The 13,398-nt window shown below is 70.3% G+C and carries 14 protein-coding genes; 2 read left to right on the top strand and 12 right to left on the bottom strand.

What is annotated here, in order from left to right; translation table 11 throughout:
* From K8V84_RS22585 to hutH, 5 genes are all read right to left on the bottom strand, one after another.
* A partial coding sequence (locus K8V84_RS22585; RefSeq protein ID WP_304078461.1) for an amidohydrolase family protein occupies positions 1 to 323 on the bottom strand: 323 nt, incomplete at its 3' end.
* Positions 320 to 1,678, bottom strand: a complete 1,359-nt coding sequence (locus K8V84_RS22580) for a formimidoylglutamate deiminase (protein WP_304078459.1) — start codon at positions 1,676 to 1,678, stop codon at positions 320 to 322. The genes K8V84_RS22580 and K8V84_RS22585, both read right to left, overlap by 4 nt.
* Positions 1,675 to 2,910 carry an allantoate amidohydrolase gene (locus K8V84_RS22575; RefSeq protein WP_304078456.1) on the bottom strand — a complete coding sequence of 412 codons (1,236 nt, stop codon included), beginning with the start codon at positions 2,908 to 2,910 and terminating at the stop codon, positions 1,675 to 1,677. Before K8V84_RS22575 ends, K8V84_RS22580 begins: the two co-directional genes overlap by 4 nt.
* Positions 2,907 to 4,565: a urocanate hydratase gene (gene hutU / locus K8V84_RS22570; protein ID WP_304078453.1), complete on the bottom strand. Its 1,659-nt coding sequence runs from the start codon at positions 4,563 to 4,565 to the stop codon at positions 2,907 to 2,909. Before hutU ends, K8V84_RS22575 begins: the two co-directional genes overlap by 4 nt.
* Positions 4,566 to 4,585: 20 nt before the next feature.
* On the bottom strand, positions 4,586 to 6,133 hold the full coding sequence (gene hutH / locus K8V84_RS22565; RefSeq protein WP_304078450.1) for a histidine ammonia-lyase: 1,548 nt from the start codon (positions 6,131 to 6,133) through the stop codon (positions 4,586 to 4,588).
* Between the two features lie 104 nt (positions 6,134 to 6,237).
* On the opposite strand from hutH, the gene K8V84_RS22560 reads away from it, so the two are divergent.
* Entirely contained in the window at positions 6,238 to 6,996 is a 759-nt protein-coding gene (locus K8V84_RS22560; RefSeq protein WP_304078447.1) for an IclR family transcriptional regulator, read from the top strand.
* Here K8V84_RS22560 and K8V84_RS22555 read toward each other — a convergent pair.
* Entirely contained in the window at positions 6,988 to 7,671 is a 684-nt protein-coding gene (locus tag K8V84_RS22555; RefSeq protein ID WP_304078445.1) for a hypothetical protein, read from the bottom strand. The two genes, K8V84_RS22560 and K8V84_RS22555, sit on opposite strands and share 9 nt — an antisense overlap.
* A 143-nt stretch (positions 7,672 to 7,814) precedes the next feature.
* Here K8V84_RS22555 and K8V84_RS22550 point away from each other — a divergent pair, with 143 nt between their 5' ends.
* A complete protein-coding gene (locus tag K8V84_RS22550; RefSeq protein ID WP_304078442.1) occupies positions 7,815 to 8,075 on the top strand; it encodes a hypothetical protein in 261 nt (86 codons plus the stop codon).
* A gap of 264 nt (positions 8,076 to 8,339) precedes the next feature.
* Here K8V84_RS22550 and K8V84_RS22545 read toward each other — a convergent pair whose 3' ends face one another.
* The 6 genes from K8V84_RS22545 to whiA form a co-directional block, all read right to left on the bottom strand.
* Complete coding sequence (locus K8V84_RS22545; RefSeq protein ID WP_084392658.1) at positions 8,340 to 8,711, bottom strand: RNA polymerase-binding protein RbpA; 372 nt, start codon at positions 8,709 to 8,711, stop codon at positions 8,340 to 8,342.
* 80 nt (positions 8,712 to 8,791) lie between these two features.
* The gene (gene secG, locus K8V84_RS22540) at positions 8,792 to 9,028 is read right to left on the bottom strand and encodes a preprotein translocase subunit SecG (protein WP_067605382.1); all 237 of its coding nucleotides are present in this window, start codon (positions 9,026 to 9,028) and stop codon (positions 8,792 to 8,794) included.
* Between the two features lie 288 nt (positions 9,029 to 9,316).
* Positions 9,317 to 10,096 (bottom strand): triose-phosphate isomerase, encoded by a 780-nt coding sequence (tpiA, locus tag K8V84_RS22535; protein ID WP_304078438.1) that lies wholly within the window; start codon positions 10,094 to 10,096, stop codon positions 9,317 to 9,319.
* A gap of 40 nt (positions 10,097 to 10,136) precedes the next feature.
* Complete coding sequence (gene pgk / locus K8V84_RS22530) at positions 10,137 to 11,324, bottom strand: phosphoglycerate kinase (RefSeq protein WP_304078434.1); 1,188 nt, start codon at positions 11,322 to 11,324, stop codon at positions 10,137 to 10,139.
* A gap of 121 nt (positions 11,325 to 11,445) precedes the next feature.
* Positions 11,446 to 12,450, bottom strand: coding sequence for a type I glyceraldehyde-3-phosphate dehydrogenase (gap, locus tag K8V84_RS22525; protein WP_304078432.1), 1,005 nt, complete (start codon positions 12,448 to 12,450; stop codon positions 11,446 to 11,448).
* A gap of 339 nt (positions 12,451 to 12,789) precedes the next feature.
* Positions 12,790 to 13,398 (bottom strand): DNA-binding protein WhiA (gene whiA / locus K8V84_RS22520; protein ID WP_304078430.1); only part of this gene is annotated, 609 nt, incomplete at its 5' end.

Here is a 13,398-nt window from a genome sequence, read left to right as displayed (position 1 = left end):
GCGGCGACCGTGGTGCGGATTCCGCCCGCCGAATACGGGGTACCGCTCATCCGGGCGGCGAACTCGCGGCTGCGGTCCCCGGCGAAGACGACGTGGGAGTGACTGTCCACGAACCCGGGGATGACACAGCGGCCGTCGGCGTCGATCCGCACGTCGGCCGCCGGGGCCGAGGCCCGCGGCCCGGCCCAGGCCACGCGTTCGCCCTCGATGACCAGGGCGGCGTCGGAGATCTCTCCGAGCGGCCCCTTCCCCGAGGCGGGATCATTGGTGACCAGGGTGGCGATGCCGTCGACCAGGACGGTACCGGGGACGTCGGTGCTCACAGAAGCTCCTTGATCGCGGAGTCGAGTTCGCGGGCGGTGTCGGGCAGTCGGGTGTGGACGCCGTCGCGGACGGCCCAGGCGCCGTCCACCATCACGTGCCGCACGTCGGCGGCGGTGGCCGCGAAGACCACTGCGTCGGCGGCCCGGTCCGGGTCGGTCCCGGCCAGACGCACACCGTCCAGGGCAACGTTGACCAGGTCGGCCCGGGCCCCGGGTGTCAGCGTGCCCGCGTCGTCCCAGCCCAGACCCGTGTGCCCGTCGACGGTGGCGGCGCGCAGCAGGGCCCCGGCGTCCAGGGTGCCGCGCCGATGGGTGCGCAGACGTTCGTGCAACTCCACCGACCTCGCCTCCTCGAACAGGTCCGTCCGGGCGTGCTGGTCACTGCCCAGGCTCAGCGGAACCGGCCTTGGCCCGGCGACGAGGTCGCCGGTGCGTGGCAGCCCGTCGGCGAGGTCGCGTTCGGTCGTGGGGCACAGGCACACCGCCGAACCGTGAGCCCGGACGGTGGCGACGTCATCGTCGGTCAGGTGGGTGGCGTGCACCAGGGTCGTGCGCTCGGTGAGGGCACCGGCCTCCGCCAGCAACCGGGTGGGGGTGAGCCCGTACGCGGCCAGGCACGCGGTGTTCTCCGCGGGTTGTTCGGAGACATGGACGTGCAGGGGCAGTTCCCCTCCTACGGCGAAGCGCGCCACTTCGGACAGGTCCGGCGCCGGAACGGCACGCACCGAATGGGCCGCCACACCCACCCGCGCGTGATCGCCCTCGGGAGCGAAGTCGGCCACGCGTTCGCCCCAGGCCTCGACGGTGCCGTCGCCGAAACGCAGTTGGGGGCCCAAGAGCGGCAGGTGCCGGCCGTCCTCCCCCAACCCTCCGGCCAGGTAGCACACGTCGAGCAGGGTGATCCGCACCCCGGCCTGGGCGGCGGCCGCGGTCAGGGCGTGCCCCATGGCGTTGGGGTCGGCGTAGCGGCGGCCACCGGATCCGTGGTGCAGGTAGTGGAACTCGCCCACGCACACCACCCCGGCCAGTGCCATCTCGGCGAAGGCCGCCCGGGCCAGCCGGAGATAGGAGTCCGGATCCAAACGTTCGGCGGCCCGGTACATCACCTCGCGCCAGGTCCAAAAGGATCCACCGTCGGAATGGGTGCGTCCGCGCAGCGCCCGGTGGAAGGCGTGCGAGTGGGCGTTGGCCAGGCCCGGCAGGGTGAGACCGCTCAGGCGTTGGGCCTCGGCGGGACGTTCGACGCCGGGGGTCACCGAGGTCAGCCGGCCGGCCTCGATGGTCAAGAGCACCCCGGACTCGGGGGCACGGCCGCCGAGCCACGCCCACTCGCACCACACACGTCGCGGGTTCACACGGCCCTCCCCGGCTCGGCGAGCAGGTCGGCGAGGACGTCGGCCAGGGCCGTGACCCCGGCATGGCAATCCTTCGGATCGGCCCACTCCATGGGCGAGTGGGACACCCCGGTGGGATTGCGCACGTACATCATGGCGGTGGGCACGTGCGCGGAGAGCACACCGGCGTCGTGCCCGGCGCCGGTGGGCAGGAGCGGCACCGGTCCCGCCGACTCGGGCACCCTGTCGGACACCGTGGCGGCCAGGCGATCGCGCAGGTCGTGGGAGAACTCCACCAGGGGCGTGGTGGACTCCGCCGCCACGGCCACGGTGACCCCATGGTCGTGGGCCGCCCTCTCCGCGGCCTCGCGCACCCCCTCCACCACCGCGGCCAGAGCCGACTGATCGGCCGCACGGGCGTCCAACCAGGCGCTGACCAGCGAGGGGATGGCGTTGGTGCCGTTGGGGGTGATGTGGGCCTTGGCGACGGTGGCCCGTGCGTCATGGCTTTGGGCCAAAGCCCGCGCGGCCAGGATCGTGTGGGCAAGCGGCAGCATGGGGTCGGACCGATCGACCAGGCGGGTGGTGCCCGCGTGGTCGGCGCGTCCGGTGAAGTCCATGCGCCACCGCCCATGCGGCCAGATCGAACTCGCCACCCCCACCGGGTGGGCGGTGTCGGCCAGGGCACGGCCCTGCTCCACGTGGAGTTCGACGAAGAGGTCGAACATGCCGATGAGGTCGGGGTCGGGACCGATTCCGTCCGGATCCGGCCCGGCGGCGGCCATCGCGTCGGCCCAGGTGATACCGGCGGCGTCGGTCAGGGCACGGGCACGGGCCGGGTCGATCTCCCCGGTGGCCAGACGGCTGCCCAGACAGGGCACCCCGAACCGGCCTCCCTCCTCCTCCACGAACACACCGACCGCCAACGGACGGCTCGGTGTGAAACCACGTGAACGCAACTCGTCGACGGCGGCCAGCGCGGTCACCACCCCGAGCGGACCGTCGAAGGCCCCACCGTCGGGCACCGAGTCCAGGTGGGAACCGGTGGCCACGGCGCCCGGTCCGGGCACGCCCCACCAGGCCCACAGGTTGCCGTTGCGATCGGTGCGCACGTCCAGACCGCGGGCGGCGGCGGACTCGGCGAACCACGCGCGGGCGTCGCCGTCGGCACCCGCCCAGGTGTACCGGTGGTAGCCGCCGTCATCGGAACGTCCGATGGGGGCCAGCTCGGCCCAGAGCCGATCGAAGCTCACTCGCCCTCCTTCATCGGCACGCGGATACCGTGGGTCCGGGCGACACTCTCGGCCTCCTCGTAACCGGCGTCGACGTGGCGGATGACGCCCGTGGCGGGATCGTTGGTGAGCACGCGCCGGAGCTTGGCCGCGGCCAGGTCGGTGCCGTCGGCGACACTGACCTGTCCGGCGTGGATGGATCGGCCCATGCCCACGCCCCCACCGTGGTGGATGGACACCCAGGAGGCACCGGAGGCGGTGTTGACCAGGGCGTTGAGCAGCGGCCAGTCGGCGATGGCGTCCGAGCCGTCCTTCATGCCCTCGGTCTCCCGGTAGGGCGAGGCCACCGAACCGGTGTCCAGGTGGTCGCGGCCGATGGCCAGCGGTGCGGAGATCTCACCGGAGGCGACGAGTTCGTTGAAGCGCTGCCCGGCGGCGGCCCTCTCGCCCTGGCCCAGCCAGCAGATGCGCGCGGGCAGCCCCTGGAAGGCGACCCGTTCGCCGGCCATACGGATCCATCTGGCCAGGTGCTCGTCCTCGGGGAACAGGTCGAGGATCGCCCGGTCGGTGCGGGCGATGTCGGCAGGATCACCGGACAGGGCGGCCCAACGGAAGGGGCCCTTGCCCTCGCAGAACAGCGGACGGATGTAGGCGGGCACGAATCCGGGGAAGTCGAAGGCGCGGGCGAAGCCGCCCTGACGCGCCTCGTCGCGGATGGAGTTGCCGTAGTCGAACACCTCGGCGCCGGCGTCCATGAAACCCACCATCGCCGCCACGTGCGCGGCCATGGACTCGCGGGCGCGGGCGGTGAACTCCTCCGGCTTGTCCGCGGCCGATCGTTTCCAGTCCTCGAAGGGCACGCCCGCCGGCAGGTAGGCGAGCGGGTCGTGCGCGGAGGTCTGGTCGGTGACGATGTCGATCGAGGCGCCGCGGGCGAGCAACTCGGGGAAGACCTCGGCCGCGTTGCCCAGGACCCCGATGGACAGCGGACGGCGCTCCGCCCGGGCACGCTCGGCCAGTTCGAGGGCCTCGTCGAGGTTCTCGGCGCGCACGTCCAGGTAGCGGTGTTGGATCCGTCGGTCGATGCGACTGCCGTCGCACTCGACCACGATCGCCACGCCGTCGTTCATGGTGACCGCCAACGGCTGGGCTCCGCCCATTCCGCCGAGCCCGGCGGTGAGGGTGACGGTGCCGGCCAGCGTGCCGCCGAACCTCTTGGTGGCCACGGCGGCGAAGGTCTCGTAGGTGCCCTGAAGAATGCCCTGGGTTCCGATGTAGATCCACGAACCGGCGGTCATCTGCCCGTACATGGTCAGTCCTTCGGCCTCCAGGCGGCGGAACTCGGGCCAGTTCGCCCAGTCGCCCACCAGGTTGCCGTTGGCCAGCAGCACGCGCGGCGCCCACTCGTGGGTGCGCATGATGCCGACCGGTCTCCCGGACTGCACCAACAGGGTCTCGTCGCCCTCCAGGTCGCGCAGGGAGGCGGTGATGCGGTCGAAGCTGCGCCAGTCGCGCGCGGCCCGGCCGGTGCCGCCGTAGACCACGAGGTCCTCGGGGTGCTCGGCGACCTCGGGGTCGAGGTTGTTGTGGAACATGCGCAGGGCGGCCTCCTGCTGCCAGCCCTTGGCCGACAGGGTGGTTCCGCGGGCCGCGCGAACGGTGCGTGGCGTGCTCATGACGGGTCTCCTCCGGGGGTTCAGGCGAGCGGGGTGACGGACTCGGCGGCCTCGATCACGGAACCGTCGGCGACCAGCTCGGCCACGGCGGCGATCTCGGGCGCCAGGTAACGGTCGGGGCCGGGGCCGGCGACCTTCTCGCGCACCAGGTCGCGCACCGCCCCGGTGGCCGGTCCGGGCTCCAGGGGCGAGCGCAGGTCCAGGGCCCGGGCCGCGGTGAGCAGCTCCACTGCCAGCACGTTGGTGAGCCCGTCCACGGCCCGGCGCAGTTTGCGGGCGGCCGCCCACCCCATGGACACGTGGTCCTCCTGCATGGCCGAGCTGGGGATGGAGTCGACGCTGGCGGGCACGGCCAGACGCTTGAGTTCGGAGACGATGGCGGCCTGGGTGTACTGGGCGATCATGTGACCCGAGTCGACGCCGGGGTCGTCGGCCAGGAACGCGGGCAGCCCGTGGGAGCGGGAGACGTCGAGCATGCGGTCGGTTCGGCGTTCGGCGATGGAGGCCACGTCGGCCACCGCCACCGCCAGGAAGTCCAGCACGTAGGCGACAGGTGCGCCGTGGAAGTTGCCGTTGGACTCCACCCGGCCGTCGTCGAGCACGACGGGGTTGTCGATGACGCTGTCCAGTTCACGCCCGGCCACCAGCAGGGCGTGGGAGAGGGTGTCGCGGGCGGCGCCGGCCACCTGGGGAGCACAGCGCAGCGAGTAGGCGTCCTGGACCCGGTTGCAGTCGGGTCCCCGGTGGGAGGCCACCACCGGGGAGTCGGTGAGCAGGGCGCGCAGGTTGCCGGCCGAAGCGGCCTGGCCGGGGTGGGGACGCAGGGCCTGGAGTTCGGCGGCGAAGACCCGGTCGGTGCCCAGCAGGGCCTCCACGCTCATGGCCGCGGTGACGTCGGCGACCTTGAGCAGCCGTTCCAGGTCCACGCAGGCCATGACGAGCATGCCCAGCATGCCGTCCGTGCCGTTGATCAGGGCCAGCCCTTCCTTGGCGCCCAGTTCCACGGGGGCGATCCCGGCCTCCGCCAGGGCCTCGGCCGCCTCCTTGAGCTCACCGGCCGCGTCACGGACCTTTCCCTCCCCCATCAACGCGAGGGCCACGTGGGACAGCGGCGCCAGGTCACCCGAACAGCCCAGGCTGCCGTACTCGTGCACCACGGGGGTGATCCCGGCGTTGAGCAGACCCGCGAGGGTGTCGACCGTGACCGGCCGGACACCGGTGTTGCCCGAGGCCAGTGTGCGCAGCCGCAGCAGCATCAGGGCGCGCACGACCTCGCTCTCCACCTCCGGCCCGGCGCCCGCGGCGTGCGAGCGGATCAGCGAACGTTGCAGTCGGGCCCGCAGTTCGGGGGCGATGTGGCGGGTGGCGAGGGCACCGAACCCGGTGCTGACCCCGTAGGCGGGCACCTCACCTCGGGCGAGGGACTCGACCCGTTCTCGGCCGTGTCGGACGGCCTTGCGGGTCTCCTCACCGAGGACGACGCGGGCACCGTCGCGAGCGACGGCCAGGACCTGGGCCGGGGTGAGCGGGGCACCACCGACGGCGACGGAAGAGACTGCTGTGGACATGCCCCCATTCGACCCCTCCCACCGCCCCACCGGAAGCGCTGACACGTGAGTTCCGTCCGAAATCCCAGACATCCCGAATCGAAGGATTGTGGGACGATCAAGGCATGAGTCATGTTCCGGCGGCCACCCGGGCGTTGCGTCTCCTGCGGTTCCTGGCCTCGCGCCCGGGCCCGGTGTCGGCCACCGCGATCGCGAACGGGCTCGGGTTGCCCCGGTCCAGCGTCTACCAACTGCTGGAGGCCATGGTCGAGGAGGGGTTCGTGACCCATCTGCCCGAGGAACGCCGGTGGGGACTGGGGGTCGCGGCGTTCGAGATCGGATCCGCCTACCTGCGCCACGACGGGGTCGAACGGCTGACCCGCCCCCTGCTGCACCAACTCACCGAGTCCACCGGGGCCACCGCCCACCTGGGGGTCCTGCACGGGGCCGACACCCTCTACCTGCTCAAGGAACAACCACCGCACGCTCCCACACTGATCACCGGGGTGGGTGTGCGGCTTCCCGCCCACTTGACGGCGTCTGGTCGGGCGATGCTGGCCCGGCTGCCACGGGCCCAGGTGCGCGCCCTGTACCCGAACAAGGCGGCCTTCACCGACCGCACCGGCCGGGGGCCACGCTCCCCCGGCGACCTGCGGACGGTACTGGCCGAAGAGGGCGGGAAGGGCTGGTCGTTGGAGGACGGCCAGGTCACGGAAGGGTTCGTGTCGGTGGCGGCCGCCGCGTCGGACCACAACGGGCGCCCCGCGGCGGCGATCAGCCTCACCGTGCCCAGCGCTCGGCCGGTGACACCGGGCGCGCTGGCGGCGCGGGTGCGCGACGCCGCCGATGAGCTCACCCGTCGGCTCAACGGTCGTTCAACGTAGCGGCTCGCTGCGTTCGACGATGGCGGGCAGCGGAGCGGTCCGTTCGAACATGCGCAGGATCTGTTCCTTGTGCTCGTGGGGCACCTGCACGTAGAACTGCGTGACCGCGTCGGGGTCGGCCTCCAGGTCGAGGCTCTCCGCGCTCTCGGCCCAGCTCGGCAGTTCGGATTCGGTGCGGTGGGTGTCCAACGCGAACTCGATGAAGTACAGGAGCCGTCGCCCGCCGGTGTGCACCTCACGGATGCGGTGGATCTCCGGCCAGGCGATGAAGGTGCCCTCCCCCGGGAACCACCACTTGCGTTCCTGCAGGACCGTGACGCCGTCGCTGTCGGCGCTGATGCCCTGGCGGGTGATGCGCTGGGGCAGCCCTCGCACGAGGAACACGTTGCCGCCCGGCCCGATGAAGAACATCGTGAGCCCGGCGAAGGCCCACAGGGACACCGAACCGACCGTGGTCTCCTCCGTGGCCACGTGCCAGAACATCGAGCCCACCACCACGAGGAAGCCCAGGGTGAGCGCGGCGGAGAAATAGGCGGCGGTCATCCACATACGGGCGTTGGGCCCGCGCAGGCTGACGTAGCGGCGCAGGTGGGACACGCTCCCGGGGGCCCCGGTCAGGTCGGAGGGAAGGCCCGGTGCGTCGGAGGGGAGTTCCGAGGGTTCGGGGGAAGCCATGTCCCCATTCTTTCAAGCTCTGGGTGCGCTTTGTGCGCCGACTCACCCTACGGTGCCGGGTTTTGTGGCACCGTGTCCGGCTTGGGGCTCGGATTGCATGAAATGCCTGATGCCGGGCGGCACCTACCGCTACAGTCCTGGCCATGAGACGCGGTACACGTGAGTACGAGACGCTCCTCGAAGTCGATGGTGAGGTCCTGGTTCAGGACGGGGTGGTCTACCGAGGGTGGACGATGCTCGCGGAGGAGGGCCCCGACCGCTTCGCGCCACTGGAACGGTGGGCCAAGGGCGTGGCCGAGAGTCTGGGTGTGCCGGTGACGTGGAGGGCCAGGGCCAAGAACGAGCCGGAGGAGGGTGGGACGGCCCGACCGGGTGAACCGCCTCAGAGCCGCCTGGCGCTTTGAGCCCCGCACTTGGCGCACTGGAACTTACGGTCGTCGCCGAGGATCCAGTCGTGGTCTCCTCCGGTGGGGCACGTGGACATCGACACCATCTCCTCAAGGCAAGGGGGCTTCGGGGGTGCGTCGGACATCGTATTTCCCACCAGCCACACCGGTCCCGGGAATGAGAAAGTCGTAGTGCTTCTCATGTACCTCCACCCCCGGGAACACGTCGGGGCCCGCGCGTTCAGCGACGGGCCCCGACGACGATCCGGCGAAACCGGGAGATCAGTTCTGGGAGGCTTTCATGTGGGCCTCCACCGCGGCGCGATCGGCGCGCAGCTTGGCGAGCGCCTCGTCCAGGATGAGTTTGCCCTCCTCCTCGCTGCGCCGCTCCTTCACGTACGCCAGGTGCGTCTTGTACGGCTCGGTACGAGGCGGCGCCGGCGGGTTGGCCTTGTCCTTGCCCGCGGGGAAACCACAGCGCGGGCAGTCCCACTCATCGGGGACCGCGGCCTCGCTGGCGAAACTGGGAACGACCTCGTGCAAGTTCGCACAGTAGAACGGAACCCTCACGCGCGGAGCGGCCTCGCCCCGCTCCGCCTCGCCCATCGGGCCGGCTCCGACTCGGCTGCCACGGATGGCACTGCCACTACCCACGAAAAACTCCTTCGGCGAACTCGCTCACCGGTTGACTCGGGCGAGCTTGACTGTGGACGAGGGACCGCGAACGAGCGGCGCTACATCCCCCGGTTGATCAGCAGGCCGAGAACGACGATCGTCACGATCCACACGACCCCCACGCCGACGGTCATCCGGTCGAGGTTGCGCTCGACCACCGAAGACCCACCGAGCGAGGACGTGACGCCACCGCCGAACATGTCGGAAAGGCCACCACCCTTGCCCTTGTGCATCAGCACGAGGAGGACCAGCAGCACACTGAGAAGCATCACGAAGATGGACAGACCGAGGATCACACGCTCACCCGTAGCTCGACCCCGCAGCGGGGGGATGGACACCTCGGCCCCCCTTTCCCCACCCATCACCTGCGACGACATGAGGGTGCCGACCGGGAGCGGGCCGTGGAAGGAGGAGAGCCGGGGACGTTTTCAGATTTTACCGCGCCCTGCGGGCACGGAAGGGTCAACCGCGAGGCACGGTGAACCCCTGAGCGAAGTCTAGCCCGAACCGTGCACCTGTCGGGCACCCCATCCGTCACGCTTGGACATCGGAGCGTGACGGATGGGGCGAAACAAGACGTTCGGTCAGCCGTTCTCGCCGAAACGGATCACCTTGGCGAACTCGTCCGCCTTCAGGCTGGCGCCACCGACCAGGGCGCCGTCGACATCGTCCTTGGCCATGATGCCGGCCATGTTGTCGCCCTTGACCGAACCGCCGTAGAGGATGCGCGCGGCCTCGGAGACCTCGCCGGAGTACAGCTCGGACAGGCGCGCGCGAATGGCCGCGCACACCTCCTGGGCGTCCTCGGGGGTGGCGACCTCGCCGGTGCCGATGGCCCACACCGGCTCGTAGGCCACGACGATCCGCTCGGCCTGCTCGGCGGGGATCTCCTTCAGGGCGCCGTCCAGCTGGGCCAGGACGTGCTCGACCTGCTGTCCTGCCTTGCGGACCTCCAGGCCCTCGCCCACACAGAGGATCGGCACGATGCCGTTCTTGAACGCGGCCTTGACCTTGGCGTTGACCAGGGCGTCGTCCTCGGCGTGGTACTCACGACGCTCGGAGTGGCCCACCAGCACGTAGGAGCACTCCAGCTTGGCGAGCATCGCACCGGAGATCTCACCGGTGTAGGCGCCCTTGTCGTGGGCGGAGATGTCCTGGGCACCGAACTTGATGCTCAGCCGGTCCCCGTCCACCAGCGTCTGCACGCTGCGGATGTCGGTGAACGGCGGTACGACGACGACCTCGGCCTTGTCGTAGTCCTTGTCGTTCAGGGCGAAGGCCAGCTTCTGGACGAGCGCGATCGCCTCCAGGTGGTTGTTGTTCATCTTCCAGTTGCCCGCGATGAGCGGCAGGCGCTTGGACATCGTCGTCACTTCCTTCGAAGTCTTGTGGATGGTGCCGAGGTTATTCGGCCAGGGCGTCGATGCCGGGCAGGTCCTTGCCCTCCAGGTACTCCAGGCTGGCACCGCCACCGGTGGAGATGTGACCGAAGGCCGCCTCGTCGAAGCCCAGGGCGCGCACCGCCGCGGCGGAGTCACCGCCACCGACGACGGTGAAGGCGTCGGAGTCGATGAGCGCCTTGGCCAGGGCACGGGTGCCGCCGGCGTAGGGCTCCATCTCGAACACGCCCATGGGGCCGTTCCAGAAGACGGTCTTGGTGTCGGCCAGCTTCTCCGCGAACAGGTGCCGGCTCTTGGGACCGATGTCCAGACCCATCCGGTCGGCCGGGATGGCGTCGACGTCGACGTCGTCGTGCGGGGCGTCGGCGGCGAACTTCTCGGCGGCCACCACGTCCACCGGAAGGACGATCTCCACACCCTCGCGCTCGGCGCGCTCCAGGTAGCCGCGGACCGTGTCGAGCTGGTCGGCCTCCAGGAGGCTGGAGCCCACCTCGTGGCCCTTGGCCTTGAGGAAGGTGAACACCATGCCGCCACCGATGAGCAGGCGGTCGGCGGTGCCCAGGAGGTTGTCGATGACACCGAGCTTGTCGGAGACCTTGGAGCCGCCCAGGACCACGGCGTAGGGGCGCTGCGGGTCACCGGTGAGCTTCTTGAGCACCTCGACCTCGGTCAGCACCAGACCGCCGACGGCGTGCGGGAGCCTGCCCGGCAGGTCGTAGACGCTGGCGTGCTTGCGGTGCACGGCGCCGAAGGCGTCGCCCACGTACAGGTCGGCCAGTCGGGCGAATCGGTCGGCGAGCTCGCCACGCTCGGCGTCGTCCTTGCTGGTCTCGCCGGGCTCGAAGCGCACGTTCTCCAGCAGCGCGACCTGGCCGTCGGTCAGGGCCTCGGCGGTGGCGGCGGCGGACTCACCGGCTGTGTCGGTGGCGAAGGCGACCTCGGTGCCGAGCAGCTCGCCCAGGCGGGTGGCGACGGGACGCAGCGAGAACTTCGGATCCGGCGCGCCCTTGGGCCGGCCCAGGTGGGCGGCGACGATGACGCGGGCGCCGCGCTCACGCAGCTTGGTGATGGTGGGCAGGGCCGCCCGGATGCGCCCGTCGTCGGTGATGCGCTCACCGTCCAAGGGCACGTTCAGGTCGGCCCGGACGAACACGCGCTTGCCAAAGACGTCGAGGTCGTCGATCGTCCGCATGTTGGTCTCCTCGTTGGAGTTTGTGAAGTCTGGGGGCACGCACGCGACGGCACCCCCACCGCGCGGCGCGGTAGGGGTGCCGTGTCAGGCGTGCGCGGCCACGAGCCGTGAGAACCCGTGGTTACAGGTTGGAGCCGACCAGCTTGGTCAGGTCGACCAGGCGGTTGGAGTAACCGAACTCGTTGTCGTACCAGCCCAGGATCTTGACCTGGTTGCCCACGACCATGGTCATGCCGGCGTCCAGGGTGCAGGAGGGCGAGGTGCCGACGATGTCGGAGGAGACGATCGGGTCCTCCGTGTAGACGAGCACGTCCTTGAGCGGGCCCTCGGCCGCGGCCTTGAACGCGGCGTTGACCTCGTCCTTGGTGACCTCACGGTCCACGGTGACCACCAGGTCGGTGGCCGAGCCGTCCGGCACGGGCACGCGCATGGCCATACCGTCCAGCTTGCCCGCCAGCTCCGGGATGGCCAGCGCGGTGGCCTTGGCGGCACCGGTGCTGGTGGGGATGATGTTCTGCGCGGCGGCGCGGGCGCGACGCAGGTCCTTGTGCGGCAGGTCCAGGATGACCTGGTCGTTGGTGTACGCGTGCACCGTGGTCATGAAGCCCTGCTGGAAGCCGAAGTTGTCCAGCAGCACCTTCGCCATGGGCGCCACACAGTTGGTGGTGCAGGAGGCGTTGGAGATGATGTGGTGGTTGGACGCATCGTACTTGTCGTCGTTGACGCCCATGACGACGGTGATGTCCTCGCCCTTGGCCGGGGCGGAGATGATGACCTTCTTGGCACCGGCGTCGATGTGCTTCTGGGCGTCCTCGGCCTTGGTGAAGATGCCGGTGGACTCGACGACCACGTCCACGTTCAGGTCGGCCCAGGGCAGCTGGGCGGGGTCGCGCTGGGCGAGGACCTTGACGGTCTTGTCGCCGACGCGAATGAAGTCCTCGCCGGCCTCGACGTCGACCTGCAGGGTGCCGAGGACGGTGTCGTACTTGAGCAGGTGCGCGAGCGTCTTGGTGTCGGTGAGGTCGTTGACCGCGACGATTTCGATGTCGCTGCCAGCAGCGGCGACCGCACGCCAGAAATTGCGGCCGATACGACCGAAGCCGTTGATGCCTACACGGATGGTCACGGAACCAATCTCCTCATTCATCGCACAGCAGTTTCACCCGGGCGTTCACGTCCGGGGGATCCAAGGCCTGCACGACCCGGATCGACCATGTTGAACAGCGTGAACGCATAACAGGTGTTCACAAAGAGCCTAGCGGAGCGCCGGCGGAGAACCGCTCGGACCCCACGCTCAACGACCCTTCCACCCTCGCGGATTCACTACCCATCCTGGCACCACGAACCAAAGAGGTCTATACCATTTTCGGAAGTTATCCGGGAGTTTTCGCAGTTAACAAAGGTGCACATCTCCGGCGCCTCCGAAACCGGGGGCGCACGGCCCGGCATGAGGGGACCTACGTCCTCAGGGCACCAGCATGTCCGGCGTGAGGTTCGCCTCTGTCCCCTCGATGCCCAGGTCGCTCGCCCGCTTGTCCGCCATGGCCAACAGCCGCCGGATACGCCCGGCGATGGCGTCCTTGGTCAGCGGCGGCACCGAGAGCTGACCCAGTTCCTCGAGCGAGGCCTGCTTGTGCGCCAACCGCAGCCGGCCGGCGGCCACCAGGTGCTTGGGGGCGTCCTCCCCCAGGATCTCCAGTGCCCGCTCCACGCGAGCGCCCGCCGCGACCGCCGCGCGGGCACTGCGCCGCAGGTTGGCGTCATCGAAGTTGGCCAGACGGTTGGCGGTTGCGCGCACCTCGCGGCGCATCCGACGCTCCTCCCAGGCCAGTACGCTCTGGTGGGCGCCCAGCAGGGTCAGCAGCGCCCCGATGGAGTCGCCATCGCGGACCACGACCCGGTCCACCCCGCGTACCTCGCGGGCCTTGGCGTGCACCTTGAGTCGGCGGGCGGCGCCAACCAGGGCCAGTGCCGCCTCCGGCCCGGGGCAGGTGACCTCCAGCGACATCGATCGGCCCGGTTCGGTGAGGGAGCCGTGCGCGATGAAGGCTCCGCGCCAGGCCGACTCCGAGTC

It is taken from the genome of Nocardiopsis listeri, assembly GCF_020741345.1.
In the GTDB taxonomy this organism is placed as follows: domain Bacteria; phylum Actinomycetota; class Actinomycetes; order Streptosporangiales; family Streptosporangiaceae; genus Nocardiopsis; species Nocardiopsis listeri_A.
This window is presented reverse-complemented; position numbering and strand designations above follow the sequence as displayed.